Here is a 21899-nt window from a genome sequence, read left to right on the forward strand (position 1 = left end):
TAAAAAAATGGGTGAGTCTAATATCCATAAAAAGAGAGCGGATTTCCTTAGAGAGCAGCTTAATCGGCATGCTCAGCTCTACTATGAAAAAGATAACCCGGAAATATCAGACAGGGAATACGACAAGCTATTCAGAGAGCTACAAAACATAGAAGAGGCCTATCCAGACCTTATTACCCCTGATTCTCCTACGCACAGGATTGGCGGAGAGCCAAGAGTGGGTTTTGTCAAAGTAAAACACGAGATCCCTATGATGAGTTTAGACAACGCATTTAATCAGGAAGAGGTAATAAGTTTTTATGAGCGATTAGAAAAAATGTTAAGCTTAACATCTCCAAAGGTAACATGCGAACCCAAAATAGATGGTGTTGCAATATCCTTAGTATACATAGATGGGTTGTTTGTCAGTGGAGCTACCAGAGGAAATGGGTCTGTAGGAGAGGATGTAACTGATAATTTAAAAACCGTAAGGACATTGCCCCTTAAACTGTCTGAATTGATCAAAGGACGCTTAGAGGTTCGTGGAGAAGTGTGCATAGACAAAGAAGACTTTGTTTTATTAAATGATGCTAGAGAAGAAGCAGGAGAACCGCTTTTTGCAAACCCAAGAAATGCAGCCGCAGGCAGTTTAAGACAGCTTGACTCTAAAGTAACAGCGACCAGAAAATTAAAGGTATATCTTTATCAAATAATCGACCCCCAAGAAATTGGGGTAAAAAGTCAAATGGAAACCTTCGACAAGTTAAGTAGGTTAGGCTTACCTATACAGGGGGAACAGCAGCTTTGTAAAAATCTTGGGGAAATAATGCAGTATCTGGACATGTGGTCGGACAAAAGAATTTTACATAAGATTGACACTGATGGTGTGGTAATAAAGCTGGATAATATAGAGTTAAGAGATGTACTTGGTGTTACGGCTAAAGCTCCAAGATGGTCCATAGCCTATAAATTTGCACCGGAAGAAAAACAGACTTTAATTAAAGATATTGAAGTGACGGTAGGAAGAACTGGAACTCTTACTCCCACAGCAGTATTTGAGCCACTTCATCTTTCTGGAACAATTGTTCAAAGAGCCAACCTACATAATCAGGATGAGATAAATCGAAAAGATATACGAATCGGAGATACCGTTACGGTACATAAGGCTGGAGAAATAATTCCGCAAGTAATAGGTGTAGATTTTAGTAAACGCAAAGGTGATTCAAAACCCTATTTTTTACCTGAAAGTTGTCCGGTTTGTGGAGCGAGAACCCTGCGACTTCCGGGGGAATCTGTTTTGAAGTGTACAAATATTTCTTGTGCAGCTCAAATTAAGGAGCGAATTGTACACTTCGCCTCAAGGCAAGCAATGGATATAAAAGGATTAGGCGATAAAATAATAACACAGCTTGTTGAAACAAAAAAAATAGCAAATATTGCAGATATTTACTCCCTCGATGAGCCCTCTCTAATTGTTTTAGATAGAGTTGAAACAAAACTTGCTCACAATATACTAAAATCAATAGAGAATTCAAAGAATAGGCCGCTTTATGCTCTAATAAACGCCCTAGGAATTCGCAATGTAGGGGAGAAAATGGCACGTGTATTAGCAGAAAAATTTATGTCTTTGGATAACTTAATGAAAGTGGCGGCCGAAGACGAGAATAAACTTGAAAAAATGGACGGAATTGGACCAATAATTGCAAAGTCACTAAGCTCCTTTTTTACTGAACCTCACAATACTGATGTTATAGATAGATTAAGAATGGCAGGAGTCAATTTAGAGGCAACCGAACATGTTGAAGGCAGAGAAAAGCTTCCTTGGTATGGACAGAGATTTGTGTTAACCGGAACGCTTTCCTCAATGACGCGAATTCAGGCGACAGAGAGTATAGTGAAATATGGTGGACAGACTACAGAAAACATAAGTAAGAATACGGATTTTATCCTAGTTGGGTCTAATCCTGGCAGTAAGTATGATAAAGCAGTTGCTCTTAAAATTACAGTGTTAAGTGAAGAAGAATTTATGGAGAGGCTTAATGTTTTTTCTAAACGGAGGGAACCCAGTGAATAAAAAAATAGTCATGACAAAAGATAAACTTATAGAAGTTTTTGATCTTTCAAAAATCAAATTGCCGTCGGAAGCAGAATTTCAGAAAGTTTTGAATAAAATTAATGAATTAATTTATATGTGTGATGACATGAGGGATTTGGATTTAACAAAAGTAAACACTTTTGAGTGGGAAATGCACTCTCTGCCTAAAAGAAGGGAAGATATCCCCCAAATATGGGATAGAAGGGATTCATTTTTAGAAAAGGCACCGGTTTCAGAAGGAGACTTTTTCCGGGTTCCGAGAATTATGGCTCTTGAAGAAAGCAGCAGTAATGGAGAAATAGATGAGTAGTGTTAATTTTATTAATCTTACAGCTAAAGAGATTACAGATGGAATAATTAATAAGAAATGGACAGCGAAAGAGATTCTGTCTTCCTTTATCGGACATATAAAAAAGCATGATATGTTCCTTAATTCAATAATAACTTTATCTGAGGAACAGGCTATAGCGGATGCCACAAGAGTCGATGCAGTTATAGCTAGAGGGGAGAATCCTGGGTTATTGGCCGGAGTTCCATTTTTAGTTAAAGATAATATTTGTACAGAGGGAATCAAAACTACATGCGGGAGTAAGATGTTACAAAACTGGGTCCCATTATACGATTCGACAGCCGTCAAGAACATGAGAGAAGCAGGAGCAGTGCTCTTAGGAAAAACTAATATGGATGAATTTGCGATGGGTGATACAACCGAAACCTCGTTTTTTGGAAGGACGAAGAATCCTAGGAACATATCATTTATCGCCGGCGGAAGTTCGGGGGGAAGTGCTGCTCTGTTGCTGCAGGCTTTTGTCCTATAGCTTTGGGAACTGATACTGGTGGTTCAATAAGACAGCCGTCTGCTTTTTGTGGAGTGCATGGCATGAAGCCATCATATGGACAGGTTAGCAGGTATGGGGTGGTTGGATACGCATCTTCGTTGGATCAAGTAGGACCAATTACAAGAAGTATAGAAGATATGGCTACAGTTATGGATGTCTTGGCAAAGGCGGACACAAATGACTCAACGTGCGATGCTTTTGATAGGCAATCTTTTTCTCTTTTGGGAAAAGGCAAACAAGAATTAAAAGGCAAGAAAATTGCGATTCTTTCAGGTTATGATAAAAAATTAGTGGATAAGCAGCTTTTAGAGGCAATAGATCAAACTGTTAAAATTTGCATAGAGGAGGGGGCCGATGTATTTGAGGTCGAACTTCCTATAGCCCTTAAATATGCGGTGGCTTGTTATAATATAGTAGCTTTTTCAGATGCAAGTTCGAAATTAGCGTGTTACGACGGAATGAGATATGGCTATCATGAAGATGGGAAGAATCTTTCTGAAATGTATAAAAAAAGTAGAAGTAGTGGTTTTGGAGAAGAAGTTCGACACAGAATTATTATTGGAACAGCGTTTCTCACCCAAGGCTATTACGAGGAGTACTATATCCCTGCGACCAAAGTGCGTCAGTTGATAGTAGAGGAATTTATGAATCTATATCAAAAGGCTGACGTTCTTATCTCTCCTGTAAGTCCAACATTGCCCAATAGAGAAGGGATAATAGAAGAGTTAGATGCACAAAGTTATTTAAAAACCTTTTTTACTTGTATTGCTAACTTAGCAGGTATTCCTGCGTTAAGTTTAAATGTCGGATTTACACCAGAGGGTGTTCCTACTAATGTTCAACTTTGTTGCCCGAGGTATGAAGATGGAACTTTGCTCTCAATAGCAACTATCATAGAAAAAAATATTGGTTCTCCTTATGTTGCTGAGCTAATATCAGATGAAGGGGTGAACTAATGAAAAGACAAGTTGTAATAGGACTTGAAATTCATTTGCAGCTTAAAACAAGAAGCAAGTTGTTTTGTAGTTGTTCGACAGATTATGTAGGAGCCATACCCAATACAAATGTATGCCCGATATGTCTGGCCGTTCCTGGAACTTTGCCACTTTTAAATGAACTAGCGGTAGAACAAGCGGTGAAGCTAGGGCTGGCTCTTCACTGTAACATACAAGATCAGACTAGATTTTATAGGAAACATTATTTTTACGCGGATTTACCGAAAGCGTATCAGGTAACTCAATATGATCATCCAATTGCTATGGGCGGATATTTAGATATTTTAGTTGAAGGGAAAGAGAAAAGAGTGCATTTGGACCATCTTCACTTAGAAGAGGATGCCGGCAAGCTAGTACATCAAACTGCGGACGGTCGTCTTTCCGGTGCTTCACACTCTTTCGTTGACTATAACAGGGGAGGCATGCCTCTCTCTGAAATAGTTTCAAAACCAGAGATAAATTCTTCAGCAGAGGCAGTTGCATACATAACACAAATTCGTCAACTGGCACGTTATTTAAAAGTTTCTGATGGGGAAATGGAGTCGGGATCACTTCGTGTGGATGTAAACGTTTCTCTATCAAAAGACGACGGAAGTTTAGGTACGAGAGTAGAAATCAAAAACATTAACTCCTTAAAGTCTATTGAAAGAGCCTTAGAGTTTGAAATCGCTAGGCAAAATAGAATCCTTGATGAGGGGGAAGCATTAATTCAAGAAACACGGTTATGGGATGATGCAGTGGGAGTTACCCGCTCTATGAGGGGGAAAGAAAATGCAAATGATTATCGCTATTTTCTTGAAATGGATTTGGCTCCTATTAATGCCGATATCGAATATGTCGAAAAAATACGCCATACCCTGACAGAGATGCCTTGGGACAAGAGAAATAGAATCGTAGAAAAATATAAGATATCTTTTGAGGAAAGTCTTTTACTTACGGAACAGAAAGAGCTAGCAGATTATTTTGAAGACTGCGTTAAAAATGGGGCTTCTGCCGCAAGGACTTCAAACTGGATACGTACTGAAGTTCTGCGTGTGTTAAGGGATCAAAAAATAGATATATCAAACTTTCCAATTGCTTCAAAAGATCTTGCAACCCTTATAAAAAAAATAGATAAAAAGGAAATTTCTAATACATTGGCAAAAGATGTTATGTCAGCCATGTTAGAGAAGAATATGGGGCTAGACAAAGCCTTACACGATTGTGGCGGTGATTCCGGTCGAGTTACAGGAGTCAATCTCCAGTTAGTTATTAATAAAATTATAGAAACAGAGCCGGAAGCTGCGGAAGTTGTTCGCTCTGGACAAGATAAAAAAGGAGCAAAAATAAAATATCTTCAGGGCCTTGTTATGCGTGAGACAAGAGGTTCTGCTGATCATCAAGAGGTCATAGATATTCTTAAAAGAACTTTAGAATAGATTTGTCTTTAATAAGTAGAAAAATAACTAGTACTCATCATATATTATTGACTATTATTCAAGATTAAGGTTATTATCAACAAGTTGTAACTGTTTTTCACCAAAGATTCTGTATACTTAATTTTACTTATAAATCAATTTATATTTATATATAAAAACACACACAGTTTCAGGAGGAGTGAAATTATGGGGACACGTAAGCCAGAAGATATTCGTAGTATAGCTCTTATTTCGCACGGAGGCGCTGGAAAGACCTCTCTTAATGAAGCAATTTTGTATAACGCGGAGTTAATTTCTCGCATGGGGAAAATAGAGGATAAAAACACCGTTTCAGATTTTGATCAGGAAGAACAAAAAAGAGGTATTTCTATAAGCACCTCCCTTTCAACTGTTCCATACAAAGACAAAACAATGTACTTATTAGATACCCCCGGGTTTGCTGATTTTGTAGGCGAACAACGTTCAGCTATGAGGGTTGCAGACGGGGCAATCGTGCTTATCAACGCAACGGCCGGAGTTGAGGTACAGACACAAGCCGTTTGGAATTTTACAGAAACTTTTGAAACCCCTGCAATTTTTTTTGTAAACAAAGTGGATAGAGAGCATGCGGATTTTTATAGTGCTGTTAAGGACATCCAAGAAAACATATCTGATAAAGCTGTCCCGCTTTATATCCCTATCGGAAAAGAACAGAATTTTAAAGGCATAGTAAATGTGCGTACTGGTCAAGCTTATATGTACAAAGGTGATGGCAGCAAAGAATTTATAAAAACTGAAGCTCCTGCTGAAATGGCTGAAGAAATAGCAGCTGCTCACAAAGATCTTGTAGAACGTGTGGTAGAAGCAGACGATGATCTTCTTATGAGATATTTAGAAGGAGAAGATATTTCACCGGATGAAATTAGAGATGTTTTAAGGAAAGCAGTTTGTTCAAGGGCAATATACCCAATTATACCAGGCTCAGCTACAGCAAATATAGGTGTAGTTCAACTTATGAATATGCTTGTATATTATATGCCTTCTCCGAAAGATATGCTTAATCGTGCGGCACTAAAAGGAGAAGAGTTAGTTAACATCCCACCTGATGAAAACGAGGCATTCTTAGGTTTTGTTTTTAAAGTAATGATTGATCCTTACGTTGGGAAACTATCTTTTGTAAAAGTCTTTTCAGGACGACTTAAAAGCGATCAATTAATCCATAATATTACTCAAGATGAGAGTGAACGCGTTGGTTCATTCCGTCAAATGATGGGTAAAGAAAATAACGAAATAAAAGAAATAATTTTGGGAGATATAATTGCTATACCAAAATTAGAAAGCACAACAGCAGGAGATACCTTGGGTATAAAGGGATCTCATCTGCAGTTCAGAAAAATTCAATTTCCCAAACCTGTTTACAGCGTTGCAGTTATGCCAAAGAGCCGAGCCGATGAAGATAAGCTAGGCAACGCAATATCAAGGATGTTAAAAGAGGATCGCACAATATCTTTTGATAAAAATCCAGAAACAGGTGACGATGTGCTTTCTGGTATGGGAGATATGAATATAGACATTGTTCTTGCAAAAATTAAAGAAAGATACAAGGTCGAGCTTGAAACACGTACTCCTAAAGTCCCTTACCGCGAAACAATAAGGAAAAAGGCGACGGGACAGGGGAAGCATAAGAAACAGTCAGGAGGTCGCGGCCAGTATGGAGATGTATGGTTTGAACTCTCTCCACTGGAAAAGAACGCTGGCATTGAATTTATAGATAGAGTCGTTGGCGGAGTTGTCCCAAAAAACTATATTCCAGCGGCAGAAAAGGGACTAAGAGAGGCCGCCCAAAAAGGTTACTTGGCTGGATTCCCTGCTACAGACTTTGCTTGTGCAATATATGATGGTTCATACCATGAAGTCGACTCTTCAGAAATGGCTTTCAAAATAGCCGCATCTTTGGCTTTTAAAAAGTGTATGGAAACAGCGATGCCTATTTTGATTGAACCGATAATGAATGTAGAAGTAACTGTTCCTGAAGAGTGTTTGGGTGACGTTATGGGGGATTTTAACAGCCGTAGAGGACGTATTATGGGAATAGACGGAGAAGGCAAATTACAAGTAGTAAAAGCACAGTGTCCTCTCTCCGAATTGTTTAGATACGCGATAATATTACGTTCAATGACGTCAGGTAGGGGGACATTTTTTATGGAACATTCACATTATGAAGAAGTCCCTGCAGATGTTTCAAAAAAGATAATTGAGCAAGTTGCCAGTGAAAGAGAAGAAGAGGGTAAGGAAGAGTAGTTTTGTATCAATAGAATTATTAGACAGTGTTAATGCGGCTGTTAGAAACTAAACGGCCGCATTAACTTTAATCTCGTAAATATCTCTATTATTTAACTGGATGTTTATTTTTGAATTAAGCAAAGTAATAGGGGTAGTTTGAGATGTGTTTAAGAATAAAAGAATGTAAGCATAAGAATATATTATCTATAAGGGATCGTAAAATTGAACAATAAAACAAACATCAAAGTCTTATCTGGCATGTTAATAGCATTGGGTGTGCTGATTCCATATCTCTTGGGACATGCCTTTGGTCTAAGAGGTGTATTCCTTTTGCCCATGCATTTCCCTGTACTTGTTTGTGGTTTAACGTGCGGGCCATTATATGGGCTTCTTTGTGGGATTATAACACCGGTTTTATCTAGTGTGTTAACAGGAATGCCTTCTGCATTTCCAATGCTTCCGGTGTTAATATGTGAACTGGCCATATTGGGTTTTGTTAGTGGTTGGACTTATAGAGTTAGGCAATCTTCAATTTATTTATCTCTATCTCTTTCAGTAATGTTGGGTAGGATCGCTAATGGGTGTTTGCTCGCTTTTTTATTAAGTTTTAAAAATGGAGAATTAGTTATTTTAACAGCTATCTATTCAGTTTTAAAAGGAATACCTGGAATAATAATTCAGTTAATTACAGTGCCTTTTTTGGCAAAACTGATTGAAATAAAGATAAATAAATTTACTGGAATTCAAGAAAAAGATTCTTTATCCTTATCCCCGCTTCTGCTTGAGCAAGTTCGCAATAATATTACTTCAGGGGTAAGTGACTGTATCTTAATAAAAAACAATGAGATAGTCGATGAAGAAAAGGGAAGAGGCATTTCCCCTTTAATCACTATTTATAAAAAAAGAAAGAAAAATTTGCGAGAATCTATCGTAGTAGATAAAGTTATAGGAAAGGCAGCAGCAATGATATGTGTTTCTGCGGGAGTAAGAGAAGTTTTTGCAGAAGTAATAAGTGTCCCCGCAGCAAGATTTTTAAAAGAAAAGAATGTCCCCAGAAGTTGGGATATTTTGTCTCAAAATATAAAAAATAGAAAGGGAGATGGGATTTGTCCCATGGAGTTTTCGGTTTTAGATGAAGATAATACGAAAAAAGGTGTAAATAAAATCTTAGCTACATTCGAGAAAATTAATAAGTTAAAGTAAATACAAAAAAATGCATATTGTACCGATGTATTATTTTTTTTTGTTATGTTATTTTTATATTATGTATTTTTAGAATAAAAAATTGTAGAAAATAAAATAAGGAAGGTGTGAACTATAGTGAAAAAACTGATTAAAAATAATGTTTCTTGGGTTGGCAAGGTAGACTGGGAACTTCTTAAATTTCATGGTGACGACTATTCGACACATAAAGGATCAACATACAATTCCTATCTTATAGAAGAAGAGAAAACAGTATTAATAGATACAGTATGGCAGCCTTTTGCAGAGGAGTTCGTTTCCAATTTACAAAAAGAAATTAATCTTGAAGATATCGACTATATTGTTATAAATCACGGTGAAGTTGACCATAGCGGTGCTCTCCCGGAATTAATGAAATTGATTCCAGATAAACCGATATATTGCACTGCGAACGCAGTGAAATCGCTTAAAGGACAATATCACCAAGATTGGAATTTTAATATAGTTAAAACTGGAGATAAGTTAGATATAGGAAACGGCAAGGAATTAATATTTGTAGAAATGTCTATGTTGCATTGGCCTGATAGCATGGCAACTTATCTTACTAGGGACAACATCTTATTTAGTAATGATGCATTTGGACAGCATTATGCGACAGAAAAACTTTATAACGATCTGGTTGACCAATGTGAGTTAAATGGCGAGGCAATAAAATATTATGCAAATATTTTGGCTCCCTTTAGCCCAATTCTAAAAAGAAAACTAAGTGAAATTTTATCTTTAAATTTGGACATAGATATTATTGCGACAAGCCACGGTGTTATTTGGAGAGAAAATCCAATGCAAATAGTGGATCTTTATTCTAAGTGGTCAGACAATTATCAAGAGAATCAAATAACTATCATATATGAAACAATGTGGGGTGCCACTAAAACCTTGGCAGAGAAAATAGCTGAAGGGATAGAATCCGTAGATAAAGATGTTACTGTCAAGCTCTTTAATTTGGCAAAGAATGACAGCAACGATTTGATTACAGAGGTATTTAAGTCAAAAACGGTGCTCATAGGCTCCCCCACTGTAGGGAACAACGTACTTCATAAAGTAGCTGGTTTTATACAGCTAATGAAGAGTCTTAAATTTAAAAATAAGAAAGCTGCTGCATTTGGATGTTACGGATGGAGTGGGGAGGCTACAAAAGTCATTTCTGAGTCGATGCGAGATGCAGGGTTTACTTTAATTGATGAAGACGGATTGAAAAATAATTGGAATCCTGATGAAAATGTAAAGAGTGAAGCCTTAAACTTCGGGATAAAAATAGCAAAAGCACAGTAATTTAAAATAATCCAAAGAGAGGAGAATTTTTATGAGTATGTTTTGTTATCAGTGTCAAGAGACCGTAATGAATAAAGGTTGCACAGTGACCGGGGTTTGCGGAAAAAACGAGGAGGTTGCAAATCTTCAAGATTTATTGATTTATACCTTAAAAGGAGTTTCTGATATAGTTGTAAAAGGCCAAGTCGTAACAGCAGACATTCCTGAGACAAATCATGAAGTTCTAAGAAGTCTTTTCATGACCATTACAAACGCTAACTTTGATTCAGAGGCGATAGAAAGACAAATTACAAAAATGTTATTACTTAGAAACACATTAAGAGATAAGGTGCAAAGTGATAAATTGCATGATTCAGCTCTTTTTGAGTCAGATACAAAAGAGTCCATGTTGAAAAAAGCAACAACTGTAGGCGTCCTGGCTACTGAGAATGAAGATGTTCGTTCCTTAAGAGAACTTGTGATTTATGGATTAAAGGGTATGGCCGCATATTTGGAACATGCTCTTAATATAGGTAAAGAAGATCTTTCAATAAATTCTTTCATATACGAAGCACTCGCGGCGACTATAGATGACAACTTAGGTGTAGATGAACTTGTAGCTTTAACACTTAAAACAGGTGAATATGGTGTAAAAGCAATGGCTTTACTTGATGAGGCTAATACCTCTAAATATGGTAATCCTGAGATTACTAATGTTAACATTGGGGTAAGAAAAAACCCTGCCATTCTAATTTCAGGTCATGACCTTACTGATTTAGAGCAATTGTTAGAGCAAACAACTGGTACAGGAGTAGATGTATATACTCACGGTGAAATGTTACCTGCTCATTATTATCCGGCTTTTAAGAAATATGATAACTTCGCAGGCAATTATGGAGGTTCATGGTGGCAGCAGGTTTCAGAATTTGAATCTTTTAATGGTCCTATTCTTTTTACAACAAATTGTATAGTTCCTCCAAAAAAAGAAGAGGTTAAAAAACGAATCTTCACAACAGGGTCCGCAGGATTCCCAGGATGCGAACATATTCTTACAGATGTTTCTGGGAAAAAAGATTTTTCTGCAATTATTAAAATGGCTAAAACCTTGCCGGCCCCGAAAGAAATAGAAACAGGACACATCGTTGGTGGGTTTGCCCATAACCAGGTTTTTGCTGTAGCGGATAAAGTAGTTGAAGCAGTTAAATCTGGTGCTATTAAGAAGTTTTTTGTTATGGCTGGCTGTGATGGCAGAATGAAATCAAGAGAATACTATACAGATTTTGCAAATAAACTACCTAAAGACACAATAATTCTTACTGCCGGTTGTGCAAAATATCGTTATAATAAACTTGATCTTGGCGATATCGGAGGTATTCCCAGAGTCCTCGATGCTGGACAGTGCAATGATTCCTATTCTCTTGCACTAATAGCCTTAAAACTAAAAGAAGTATTCGGGCTTGATGATGTGAACAAACTTCCTATCGCGTATAATATTGCTTGGTATGAACAGAAAGCTGTCATCGTCTTACTGGCCCTTCTATATCTTGGAGTTAAAAATATACACCTTGGTCCTACGCTTCCTGGATTTTTATCTGCCAACGTGGCTAAAGTGTTAATCGAAAACTTTGGTATAGCTGGAATTGGTACGGTTGAGGATGATGTTGCCATGTTTATGGCATAAAAAGTATAGAAGCAATTTAAAATAAAAATAGGAGTGATTGCAGTCTGGCATCTCCCTCCTATTTTTATTTAATCAGACTATTTATTAGTTTTTTTGTTTTTAATATATTCATCTATCGCAATAGCTGCAGTTTTACCAGCACCCATGGCAAGAATAACAGTAGCTGCTCCCGTTACAATATCCCCACCCGCATATACTCCTTGGACAGATGTAGCTCCAGTTTTCGGATCAGCTTTAATATAGCCTTTTTTATTTAACTCCAACTCAGGGAAGGTGTCTAAAAGGACCTTATTTGCTCCTTGACCAATTGCCTCAATCACACAGTCTACTTTGAGAGAGAACTCACTATCTTTGATTGGGATAGGTCTTCTCCGTCCGGATTCATCCGGCGTCCCAAGTTCCATTCTAATGCATTTAATGGAAGCAACCTCTCCCTTCCCATTGTCAGAATATTCTATTGGATTAGTGAGCCAGCTAAAGCGTATTCCTTCTTCAACGGCATGAAAGTATTCTTCAATTCGAGCCGGCAATTCATCAAGCGTACGGCGATAGAATACAGTAACGTTCTTTGCTCCAAGCCTTTTGGCACAACGTGCCGCGTCCATTGCAACGTTTCCTCCTCCTATAACTGCGACGTTTTTAACCATTTTTACAGGAGTATCGTAAAGAGGAAATTTATAACTATGCATAAGATTTATTCTGGTTAAATATTCACTTGCTGAGTATATCCCATTCAGATTAGTCCCTTTGATCCCTTGAAAAAGGGGAGTGCCTGCCCCCACGGATATGTAGCAAGCGTCAAATTTTTGCATTATTTCTTGCATTGTAATTGTTTTACCGACCAATACATTACATTCTATTTTCACGCCAAGTTTTCTCATTGCAGAGATTTCAGTTTCTACAATTTTTTGGGGCAATCTAAATTCTGGTATGCCATATGTTAAAACACCTCCCGCGTAATGAAGTGCTTCAAAAACTATTACTTTATAGCCAAGTTTTGCCAAATCACCTGCAACTGTTAACCCTGAAGGGCCGGAACCTATTACTGCCACGTTTCCTTTTTTAAAAGAATTTTTTATATTTTCACTTTTAGATGTTTTTTTATTAGTATATTTCCAATCCGCCACTAGTCGTTCAAGCTTCCCAATTGCTACTGGTTGGAAACCCTTTATTTTGCCAACAGTACAAACACCTTCACATTGTGATTCTTGAGGGCAAACTCGCCCGCATACTGCAGGTAAATTTGTGTATTTATCTATCGTAGTAGCAGCAGCCTTTAAATCGTTCTCTTTGATTTGTTTTATAAAAGTGGGAATGTCTATAGAAACAGGACAAGCGGAAACGCAAGGTTTAGTTTTACAATTTATACACCTTGTTGCTTCTAACATCCCTTCATGCAATGAATATCCCAGACAAACTTCTTCAAAATTCTTTATTCTTAAATTGGGATCCTGTTCTTTTATGGGGGTTTTATCTTTTGAAAAATCTAAAGCCAAGGATGTTCACCTACTTCTGATAAGTATTTTTCAGAGGATTTATTTTCTTCTGTTTTATATTGCTTAAGCCTATTCATTAGTTCATTCCAATCGACTTTTTGGCCGTCAAACTCAGGTCCATCTACACAGGTGAAGAGAATTTTGCTATCAATGGAAACACGGCAACATCCACACATTCCTGTTCCATCCACCATTAAGGAATTTAAAGAAACATAGATTGGGAGATTAATTTCTTTGGCTGTTAATGAGCAGTATTTCATCATTATTGTTGGGCCAATACACCATGAATAGTCAAAATTTTCTCCATTTTAAATGAGAGCTCTTATTGCATCGGTTACAACCCCTTTAGTGCCTTCAGATCCGTCATCAGTTGTTATTATTAATTTATCGGAGTATTTCGCACATTCATCCTTCATTATAACGTGATCAGAAGTTCTGCCCCCCAGAATTGTAATTACTCGATTATTTTCTATTTTGAGTGCTTTTATTATGGGGTAAAGAGCTGCAATTCCAACCCCGCCGCCAATCATTAAAACAGAACCATAGTTTTTAATTTTGCTTGGGGTTCCTAGCGGACCCAAAATATCCAGAATGCTTTCTCCTATGTTCAGCATTGACATTTTTGCTGTAGTCTTTCCTACGACTTGAAATATAAATCTAATTAAGCCTTTATTCTCATCACTATCGGCTATTGTTAGAGGAATTCTTTCTCCAGATTCATCAAGTCTCAGAACAGCAAATTGCCCTGCTTTTGCTTGTTGTGCAATTCGTGGAGCTTTGATCCAAATATCAAATTCACTCGGAGCAATACTCTCTTTAGAAACAATGGTAAACATGACGAACCTCCTTGGATTTCAAAACATAATGTGTTTAATTATAAATGATAAATTAGGTTTTTTTTCGTGCGTAATAGTTAATTTAGGCTATAATAAAAAAATAAATATAATTAATATAATCAAAAATATAAGCACAAAGGAGAGAATGCAATGTCAGTTATCGTTTATTCAACAAAAACTTGTCCATGGTGTGTTAAAGCAGAGGAGTATCTTACTTCACTCGGAGTTTCTTTTGAGGTAAAAAATGTTGCGGAAGACAAAGAAGCTGCAATGTTTGTAGTAAAGAAAACCAATCAGATGGGTGTTCCAGTTGTTCAAATAGGGGAGAAATTCATAGTAGGTTTTAATGCTGACGAAATTAAGAGTACCCTTCAAGAGCAAAAAATTATCTAATAAAGAATAATAGCCTGCTTACCAGGATATATCTTTTCATATACATTTTAAGATATTCTGAAATAGTGTTTGATATATTCAGGAGGTAGAAATGAACGATACTATTATAGAATTTAATTTTGGCTCTGCACTAGGCACTTCCAACGTGTCTTTTGAAAAACTCAATAAAACATATAATACCATTTGTATTAGAGCACTTGATTCCTTAAAAGGACAGGATTCTGATCTTAGTGGTTATGGTTGGCTTTCACTTCCCGAAAGCAATCTGACCACTATTAAAGCGATGGGAGACTGGCTTAAGGGTTATGACTCTATAGTGCAGGTCGGGATTGGCGGTTCTTCATTAGGTTCTCTTATGCTCAATCAGGCAATTTTAGGTGACTATTTTAATGATTTAGAAAATCACCCTAAGTTTTACGTAGCCGACAATCCTGACCCTGTAAAAATGATTTCCATCTGGAATAAAATAAAAAAAGGTAGCGTTGCTCTTGTAGGAGTAAGTAAATCTGGTAATACCGTAGAAACTACAGCACAATTCTTGTGGTTTAGGGAAAAAATGAAGACCCTCGATTTTGTGCGGGGGGACGTAGATAATAATATATTAGTTATAACTGATCCCAATGACGGTATGTTTAGGGATTTCTCTAAGGAGTGTAGTTGTAAGGTTATTGACTTGCCATCATCAGTAGGCGGGAGATACTCTGTATTATCATCAGCAGGGCTCGTAACGGCACATGCGATGGGAATTAATATAGACAACTTACTTTTTGGAGCGGAAAAAATGAGCAAGTTCCTTTTTTCGTCTGATTGCGACCTTAATCCAGCTTGTATTTTGGCAAAACTAAATTGTTTTCATGAAAAGTCAGGCAGACATATATCTGTAATGATGCCTTACTCCAGTAAGATGTTATTTTTTACAGAGTGGTTTGCTCAGCTTTGGGGTGAGAGCTTGGGTAAAGAGAGAAAAGGGACCACCCCTCTGCGTTCAATTGGTGCAACTGATCAACATTCACAGCTTCAACTATATTTGGATGGCCCAGAAGACAAGTTTTTTACAATTATTACGATAAAAAAACAAGATGAAGAGATTTTTATTCCCAGCACTGATATAAAGGCCTTCTCTTCGCTTTCATATCTTAATTCTATGGAGATAGGAGAGATGTTGAAATTAGAAGCGATTAGCACTGTTGCTGCTTTAATAAAATCAGAACGTCCTGTAGTGCTAATTGAGCTAGAAAGATTGGACGAAAAAACACTGGGAGCTCTAATCTTTTTTTATCAGTTTTTAACAGCTCTCACTGGGAAAATGAAAGATATAAATCCTTTCAATCAGCCTAGTGTTGAGCAGGGGAAGCGGTATACGCGCGGACTTATGGGTTGTAAAGATTTTACAGATGATGTAAAAGAAGTAAAAGAATATATTACAAAACTTAAAAACAAATCTATAAAATTTTAACCTTTAGACTAGTAAGATATAGTAAGTTTTATAAATTGTCCCTGTAAATTCCAACTTTTCTCAATTACATTCCCTTTTTCTCCCGGCTGTTTCCAGGGGATCATATTGGCTTCCCCGAATGCGTCAACGACCGTTATGTATCTTGCTCCGCTATCGTCAATATATAAGTATACGCCTTCGTCCTGCTGTTTTGCCATATAAAGAAACCTCCGAAAATACTATAATATTAGGTCTATATACATGTTACTACAACAAAGCTTAATGAGCTAGTAACAAAACAAAAACTTAGTAATTTAGTTAAAACTAAAAATATATAATAAACATAATTAGAATATTTTGGATAATAAATATACTATTTGCCAATTTATATTGCTTGTTTTAGCTGGTATAATATATCTATAAGGTTATATTAAAAATAAAGTATATGAAGAAGATAAAGCTTGAAATTCTCTCAATATCAGATTATAAATAGTAGTAAAAAAGCGATTTCGAGATCTCGAAATCGCTTAATAATTGTCTGGTGGGCGATAATGGGTTCGAACCATCGACTTCCACCGTGTGAAGGTGATACTCTACCGCTGAGTTAATCGCCCTAAAATAAAGCAAAGAAAGTATACTAGTTAAACTGTTTTTTATCAACTGTTAATCACATTAAAGAGTTTTTTAAATTACTATAAAGCGTATTAAATTTATATAGGTTATATGTTACACTTAGTAACTAATTGAGTATATATATTATATAGCAAAGGACTCTTTAGTGTTTCTAAAAAAGTAATTTTTTCTATTTTGCATTAGTATTAATGTGTAAAACTAATTTAAAAAAACATTTGACTATCAAAAATCATAAAGAGTTAGGAAAAGTTTCTATGTTCACTGTGAATATAAACATTTGTGTTTTTGACTTGTGTACAAATTGAGTTAAATAATTATTGATATAATATATTGGAGGTTATATAGACATGCCGAAACCATGGTGGCGTGAAACAATTGAAACTGTTTTTTGGGCTTTGATATTAGCTCTTATATTAAGGACTTTTGTTATCCAAGCTTTTTGGATTCCAAGCTCTTCTATGGTCCCAACATTAGAAATAGGGGATCGAGTACTTGTTTTAAAGTTTTGGTATTCTTTACCAAAAACAGAGCCTGAAAGAGGACAAATAGCTGTATTTAAGTATCCAGTTGACCCCAGAAGGGATTTCGTGAAAAGAATAATCGGGTTACCCGGAGAGAAAGTCGAAATACGCGATGGTACAGTCTACATAAATGAGAAAGAATTATTTGAACCCTACGTTAAAAATACAGATACATACGACATGGAACCTATAGAAGTCCCAGATAAAAAATATTTTTGTTTGGGAGATAATAGACCCAATTCTCAAGACGGACGCTTCTGGGGATTTGTGCCCAAGAAATTTTTGAGAGGTCCCGCTGTTTTTAGATATTGGCCAATAACGAGGATTGGATTAATTAAATAAATGGGCCGTACAGTTTGGTACCCTGGCCATATGGCAAAAGGCAAGAGACAGTTAGAAGCACTTGCCAATACAATAGATTTTATAATTGAGGTTCGGGACGCTAGGGCCCCGAACCTTTCTTCGTCCCCCTTATTAGATATTTTTGAAAATAGAATTCAAATAATAGTGGTTCTTTCAAAAGCAGATTTGTCTGAAAAAAACGTATCTAATGAATGGGTTCGTTTTTTAAATAAACAAGGCATGATGGCACAATCCTTAGACCTAAGAAAAGGGAATGTAAGTAAACTAAAAAAAGATATAACGAGAAAGAAGCCTTATTACAGAGATCTGAGATTGGCGGTTGTGGGCATACCTAACGTTGGGAAATCAATCCTAATTAATCAACTTGTTGGACGTAAAGCAGCATTAGTAGGGGGAGTCCCAGGTGTAACAAAAGGTGTCTCGTGGTTTAGAGGTCAAGGATTCCTATTGGCAGATTCCCCGGGGATACTTGATCCGCACAGTGACAAAAGAGCTCATAGAATTCTTTCTTGGATTGGATCATCAAAAGGACAAGTAATAGGTAGTTACGAAGAACACGCAAAAGAGTGCATATCTTTTATGATTAAAAAAGATATTTGGTCTGGATTAGAGAAAACATGGGGTATAAAACCTGAAGGTACAACTTCAGATATATTAAAAAATATTGGGAATAGGTTGGGAAAACTATTACCCGGTGGTGTTATAGATTTGGAAACTTCAGGCAAGATTTTTCTAGAAGCCTTTGCTACAGGAAAATTTGGATGTATGAGTTTGGAAAAACCCAATGAGCCTCCTCTATGGGAGCTTCTTTAATTATGCTGGGGCATATTCCTGTAATAGCTGGTACTGATGAAGTTGGACGCGGTCCTTTAGCAGGTCCTGTTGTTGCAGCAGCAGTAATTATAAATAAACGCCAACACGCTATTCTTCTAGGAGAAGGACTGCGCGATTCAAAAAAAATCTCTCATAAAATAAGAATGAGGCTTTTTTTACGATTGTCAGAACTAGGAGTTGTTTGGAGGGCACAGGCTGCATCTCCCCAAAAAATAGATAGTATCAATATATTACAAGCATCATTGTGGTGCATGAGAAGAGCCATTGAAAAACTTCCTATTGTTCCGGACTTAGTTCTTGTTGACGGGAATCAGAACATTCCTAATGTATCTATAAAACAGAAATGTATTGTCAAAGGAGATGACAGGGTTCCGGTGATAGCTTTAGCATCAGTGATAGCAAAAGTATTACGCGATAATGCAATGATTGAATTAGATAAAATCTATTCTGAATATGGCTTTGCATCTAATAAGGGATATCCCTCCTTAAAACATAGAGAAAAATTAAAAAAAATTGGCCCCTCTCCAATACATAGGATGTCTTTTAGAGGTGTGCTCATTTCTGAAGAAAATGTCTCTTGAGAGAGCACTTGAACTTTATATTAAAGAGCATGCAGTAAAGAAGAGAGATATAAAAGAAACTGAAACTATTTCTCTTCCAAAACATTTACGTCTAGGTAGAATGGGAGAAGATATCGCGTGCGAGTATTTGGTATCTAACGATTATGAAATAATCGATAGAAACGTCAGGTATCGTTGGGGCGAAATAGATATCATTGCAAAAGACAGTGAAACCTGTGACTTAGTTTTTGTAGAAGTTCGAACGAGAACGATTGGCAAGATAATGCCCCCTGATAAAACAGTAGGACCAGAAAAACTCAAAAAACTTATTCGATCGTGTAGGACTTGGGTAGAGAACAAACAATACTCCGCTTTTTGGAGAATAGACCTTCTGGCAATTACGGTAAAAGAAGATAATTCTTACGATACTGAACACATAAAAAATATCACGGAGGCGATACTGTGAATTATGTTTCCGGAATTACATTGCGCGGAATACAAGCCATTCCAGTGGAAGTGGAAGTTGAAACAACAGGGGGGCTATTTCAAATATCAGTAGTAGGGTTACCGGATACTGCTGTTAAAGAAGCGCGAGAAAGAGTTAGAGCAGCTCTGAGGAGTGTAGGCATAAACATCAAAGGGAGAGTGGCCATTAATCTTGCTCCGGCAGATATACCCAAAGAAGGAGCACTATTAGACTTGTCAATGGCAGTTGGTATTGCCTGTTCACAGGGGGGGGTAAAAGTAAAGAACCCCTCGTTATTTCTAGGAGAATTAGCATTAGATGGGCGGCTGAGAAAGGTAAAAGGAGCAGTACCTGCTGCTTTTTTAGCAAAAGAGAAAAACTTTGATTTGTATATACCTGAAAAAAATGCCGATGAAGTAGGGCTCATAGAGGGAATAAGAGCATACAAAGTCTCAACTTTGAACGACTTATTTGAACATTTGAAGGGTAAGAAGGAACTACCTCTGGTTGAGCACACTTTTATAAACGATATAGAGCCGGAAGCAAATCCCGATTTTTCAGATATAAAAGGACAAACCGTAGCTAAAAGAGCACTAGAAATTGCTGCGGCCGGACATCATAATATTCTTTTTGTAGGGTCGCCAGGTTCTGGAAAGACAATGTTGGCCCGGGCTTTAAAGAGCATTTTGCCACCTCTTTCGTATGAAGAATTAATAGAGGTACTCTTGCTAAAAAGTACGGCAGGAGTAGATTTTTCAACTTTGCAGGAAAGGCCCTTTCGATCAGTGCATCACACCGCGAGTGCCGTTGCACTATGTGGCGGAGGAGTGCATCTACGTCCAGGAGAAATAAGTTTGGCTTCGAGAGGAGTTCTTTTTCTTGATGAATTTCCTGAGTTTACACGGGATGTTTTGGAGTCCCTTCGCCAACCGTTGGAAGATGGACATATAACGGTAAGCAGAGCCGCTGGAAGTGTAGTTTACCCCGCCAAGGTTCTTATGGTTGCAGCATGTAATCCATGTGCATGTGGGTACTACGGAGATCCTGTTGAGCGGTGCAGCTGTTCTCCTTCTGCATTAGATCGTTATAGAAGGCGTTTATCCGGTCCTATATTAGATAGAATTGACTTGCACATATCAGTTCCAAGACTTATGCCGGAGGAGCTTGTATCACTAGAAGGCAAAAACGGTGAAAGTAGTTTTGATGTTAGGAAAAGAGTAAAAGAGGCTCGTTTACGTCAGGAAAAAAGATGGAATAAATTAGGATTTCAGTGTAACTCAGAAATACCAGAAAAAATTCTTCGTCATCATGTGCAAATTAAACCCGAAGTAAGAGAATTTTTATTGAAATCACTTAATAGAGTTAGACTTTCGGGTAGAGGTCTTTCTAGAGTGCTTCGTGTTTCACGTACGATAGCAGATCTTGAAGATACAGAGCGAATAGAAATACAACATGTCGCAGAGGCGTTAAGCTATAGAGAAGGAGAAGCTCTTTCGTGGATGAGGTCCTAAAAGCACTACTTTTGTTAAATAAAGCGGGCTTAGATGTCCGGGCTTGGGAAAAGATAATAGCAAAAAAAATGAGTCCTGAAATGCTATGGAAAAGCAGCATTGAAAAAGTTAAGGAATTAGGATTTACTGAATCTGCATTAACAAAAATAAGAGAAGACGAAAAAAGGGGATGGGCTGAAAGAGAAATTGAAAAAAGCCAAAAACTTGGTATAAAAATAACGACATTTCTCGATAACAACTATCCAGAAACTCTTTCTGTTCTAAAAGATGCGCCATTACTACTTTATTGGAAGGGACATACAACAAACATTTCTTTTAAGACCATTGGCGTCGTAGGAACAAGGAAATCAACAGTATACGGGCAAAGAATAGCGGAGCGCATTGGAATGTGTTCTGCACAAGCAAACATATCTTTAATAAGTGGGGGAGCATCAGGTATAGATGAATTTGCTCACTCCGGTGTTTGTAAAATTAATGGTAGAACTTTTGCTATTTTAGGAAATGGAGTAGATATAGATTATCCTCGCTCAAATTCAGAGCTTTTTGCTAGAATCCGTGAAAAAGGTGCGTTAATTTCAGAGTTCCCGCTAGGAACAAAAGGGGAACCGTGGAGATTCCCTAGAAGAAATAGGATAGTAGCTGCTCTTTCAGAGAAGCTTATAGTGGTAGAAGCCCCTATAAAAAGTGGAGCTATGATCACGGCCCGGATCGCCATAGATCTAGGCAAGGAGGTTTGGGCTGTTCCCGGCCCTATAAATATGCAAGTTTCAGAAGGCTGTAACAGGCTTATTTTTGATGGTGCATATCCTTATATCAACGATGATGTTTTTTGGGGTATCCAAGAGCATTTTGAATCTGTTTCTAATGTGTCAGACAAATTGAAAAAAATAAATATAGAGTCCCTGTCTTCAGAAGAGATAACAGTAGTGCATTTTCTACTTCGTTCAGGTGGGCACACTATAGACAATATCGCAAATGAAGTTAAGATGGACGCCGCAAACGTATTAAAAACGATTGCGATTTTATCTGCAAAAGAAATAGTTTACACATCAGCTCCCGGCAGGTATAGCGTAAATATCTGAAAGAGGT

Annotated in this window: 17 protein-coding genes, 1 tRNA gene and 2 pseudogenes; 16 read left to right on the forward strand and 4 right to left on the reverse strand. The window is 37.2% G+C overall.

Annotated features, from left to right (window positions below):
* Positions 1–7 precede the first annotated feature (7 nt).
* The 8 genes and pseudogenes from ligA to hcp all read left to right on the forward strand — a co-directional run bounded on the left by ligA (position 8) and on the right by hcp (position 11762).
* Entirely contained in the window at positions 8–2053 is a 2046-nt protein-coding gene (gene ligA, locus GXZ13_01085) for an NAD-dependent DNA ligase LigA (protein ID NLX74439.1), read from the forward strand.
* A complete protein-coding gene (locus tag GXZ13_01090; protein ID NLX74440.1) occupies positions 2046–2384 on the forward strand; it encodes an aspartyl/glutamyl-tRNA amidotransferase subunit C in 339 nt (112 codons plus the stop codon). The genes ligA and GXZ13_01090 overlap by 8 nt, the downstream gene beginning before the upstream one ends.
* Positions 2377–3869: pseudogene (gene gatA / locus GXZ13_01095) on the forward strand (Asp-tRNA(Asn)/Glu-tRNA(Gln) amidotransferase subunit GatA). The gene GXZ13_01090 and the pseudogene gatA overlap by 8 nt, the downstream one beginning before the upstream one ends.
* Entirely contained in the window at positions 3869–5326 is a 1458-nt protein-coding gene (gene gatB / locus GXZ13_01100; GenBank protein NLX74441.1) for an Asp-tRNA(Asn)/Glu-tRNA(Gln) amidotransferase subunit GatB, read from the forward strand. The pseudogene gatA and the gene gatB overlap by 1 nt, the downstream one beginning before the upstream one ends.
* 186 nt (positions 5327–5512) lie before the next feature.
* Complete coding sequence (gene fusA / locus GXZ13_01105) at positions 5513–7606, forward strand: elongation factor G (protein ID NLX74442.1); 2094 nt, start codon at positions 5513–5515, stop codon at positions 7604–7606.
* Positions 7607–7810: 204 nt separating this feature from the next.
* A complete protein-coding gene (locus tag GXZ13_01110; protein NLX74443.1) occupies positions 7811–8791 on the forward strand; it encodes a DUF1893 domain-containing protein in 981 nt (326 codons plus the stop codon).
* A 117-nt stretch (positions 8792–8908) separates the two neighbouring features.
* Positions 8909–10102, forward strand: coding sequence for an anaerobic nitric oxide reductase flavorubredoxin (locus GXZ13_01115; protein ID NLX74444.1), 1194 nt, complete (start codon positions 8909–8911; stop codon positions 10100–10102).
* A 31-nt stretch (positions 10103–10133) separates the two neighbouring features.
* Positions 10134–11762 carry a hydroxylamine reductase gene (gene hcp, locus GXZ13_01120; GenBank protein NLX74445.1) on the forward strand — a complete coding sequence of 543 codons (1629 nt, stop codon included), beginning with the start codon at positions 10134–10136 and terminating at the stop codon, positions 11760–11762.
* 77 nt (positions 11763–11839) lie between these two features.
* Here hcp and gltA read toward each other — a convergent pair whose 3' ends face one another.
* Positions 11840–13258, reverse strand: a complete 1419-nt coding sequence (gene gltA / locus GXZ13_01125) for an NADPH-dependent glutamate synthase (protein ID NLX74446.1) — start codon at positions 13256–13258, stop codon at positions 11840–11842.
* A pseudogene (locus GXZ13_01130) lies at positions 13249–14094 on the reverse strand (sulfide/dihydroorotate dehydrogenase-like FAD/NAD-binding protein). Before GXZ13_01130 ends, gltA begins: the two are co-directional and overlap by 10 nt.
* 150 nt (positions 14095–14244) lie before the next feature.
* On the opposite strand from GXZ13_01130, the gene GXZ13_01135 reads away from it, so the two are divergent.
* Together GXZ13_01135 and GXZ13_01140 are read left to right on the forward strand one after the other, a co-directional pair.
* On the forward strand, positions 14245–14487 hold the full coding sequence (locus tag GXZ13_01135) for an NrdH-redoxin (protein NLX74447.1): 243 nt from the start codon (positions 14245–14247) through the stop codon (positions 14485–14487).
* 91 nt (positions 14488–14578) lie between these two features.
* Positions 14579–15943 (forward strand): glucose-6-phosphate isomerase, encoded by a 1365-nt coding sequence (locus GXZ13_01140; GenBank protein ID NLX74448.1) that lies wholly within the window; start codon positions 14579–14581, stop codon positions 15941–15943.
* Between the two features lie 8 nt (positions 15944–15951).
* Here the strand turns inward: GXZ13_01140 and GXZ13_01145 are convergent, their stop codons facing one another.
* Both GXZ13_01145 and GXZ13_01150 read right to left on the reverse strand, forming a co-directional pair.
* A complete protein-coding gene (locus GXZ13_01145) occupies positions 15952–16140 on the reverse strand; it encodes a hypothetical protein (protein ID NLX74449.1) in 189 nt (62 codons plus the stop codon).
* Between the two features lie 321 nt (positions 16141–16461).
* Positions 16462–16536, reverse strand: a tRNA-Val gene (locus GXZ13_01150).
* A 366-nt stretch (positions 16537–16902) separates the two neighbouring features.
* Here GXZ13_01150 and lepB point away from each other — a divergent pair.
* The 6 genes from lepB to dprA are packed head-to-tail and all read left to right on the forward strand — an operon-like array spanning position 16903 to position 21892.
* Positions 16903–17418, forward strand: coding sequence for a signal peptidase I (gene lepB, locus GXZ13_01155; protein NLX74450.1), 516 nt, complete (start codon positions 16903–16905; stop codon positions 17416–17418).
* A complete protein-coding gene (rsgA, locus tag GXZ13_01160) occupies positions 17419–18252 on the forward strand; it encodes a GTPase RsgA (protein NLX74451.1) in 834 nt (277 codons plus the stop codon).
* A gap of 2 nt (positions 18253–18254) precedes the next feature.
* The gene (locus GXZ13_01165) at positions 18255–18854 is read left to right on the forward strand and encodes a ribonuclease HII (protein NLX74452.1); all 600 of its coding nucleotides are present in this window, start codon (positions 18255–18257) and stop codon (positions 18852–18854) included.
* Entirely contained in the window at positions 18844–19299 is a 456-nt protein-coding gene (locus GXZ13_01170) for a YraN family protein (protein NLX74453.1), read from the forward strand. Before GXZ13_01165 ends, GXZ13_01170 begins: the two co-directional genes overlap by 11 nt.
* Complete coding sequence (locus GXZ13_01175; protein ID NLX74454.1) at positions 19296–20810, forward strand: YifB family Mg chelatase-like AAA ATPase; 1515 nt, start codon at positions 19296–19298, stop codon at positions 20808–20810. Before GXZ13_01170 ends, GXZ13_01175 begins: the two co-directional genes overlap by 4 nt.
* A complete protein-coding gene (gene dprA / locus GXZ13_01180) occupies positions 20795–21892 on the forward strand; it encodes a DNA-protecting protein DprA (GenBank protein ID NLX74455.1) in 1098 nt (365 codons plus the stop codon). Before GXZ13_01175 ends, dprA begins: the two co-directional genes overlap by 16 nt.
* Positions 21893–21899 lie beyond the last annotated feature (7 nt).

The sequence above is a fragment of the Synergistaceae bacterium genome (assembly GCA_012728235.1).
Taxonomy (GTDB): domain Bacteria; phylum Synergistota; class Synergistia; order Synergistales; family Synergistaceae; genus JAAYFL01.

Excerpts from the sequence above, each read along its gene's own strand:
- gatB (NLX74441.1), top strand. The coding sequence starts at position 3,869 with ATGAAAAGACAAGTTGTAATAGGACTTGAAATTCATTTGCAGCTTAAA.
- ligA (NLX74439.1), top strand. The coding sequence starts at position 8 with ATGGGTGAGTCTAATATCCATAAAAAGAGAGCGGATTTCCTTAGAGAG.
- GXZ13_01170 (NLX74453.1), top strand. The coding sequence starts at position 18,844 with ATGTCTCTTGAGAGAGCACTTGAACTTTATATTAAAGAGCATGCAGTA.
- hcp (NLX74445.1), top strand. The coding sequence starts at position 10,134 with ATGAGTATGTTTTGTTATCAGTGTCAAGAGACCGTAATGAATAAAGGT.
- GXZ13_01140 (NLX74448.1), top strand. The coding sequence starts at position 14,579 with ATGAACGATACTATTATAGAATTTAATTTTGGCTCTGCACTAGGCACT.
- fusA (NLX74442.1), top strand. The coding sequence starts at position 5,513 with ATGGGGACACGTAAGCCAGAAGATATTCGTAGTATAGCTCTTATTTCG.
- GXZ13_01145 (NLX74449.1), bottom strand. The coding sequence starts at position 16,140 with ATGGCAAAACAGCAGGACGAAGGCGTATACTTATATATTGACGATAGC.
- GXZ13_01165 (NLX74452.1), top strand. The coding sequence starts at position 18,255 with ATGCTGGGGCATATTCCTGTAATAGCTGGTACTGATGAAGTTGGACGC.
- GXZ13_01135 (NLX74447.1), top strand. The coding sequence starts at position 14,245 with ATGTCAGTTATCGTTTATTCAACAAAAACTTGTCCATGGTGTGTTAAA.
- lepB (NLX74450.1), top strand. The coding sequence starts at position 16,903 with ATGCCGAAACCATGGTGGCGTGAAACAATTGAAACTGTTTTTTGGGCT.
- rsgA (NLX74451.1), top strand. The coding sequence starts at position 17,419 with ATGGGCCGTACAGTTTGGTACCCTGGCCATATGGCAAAAGGCAAGAGA.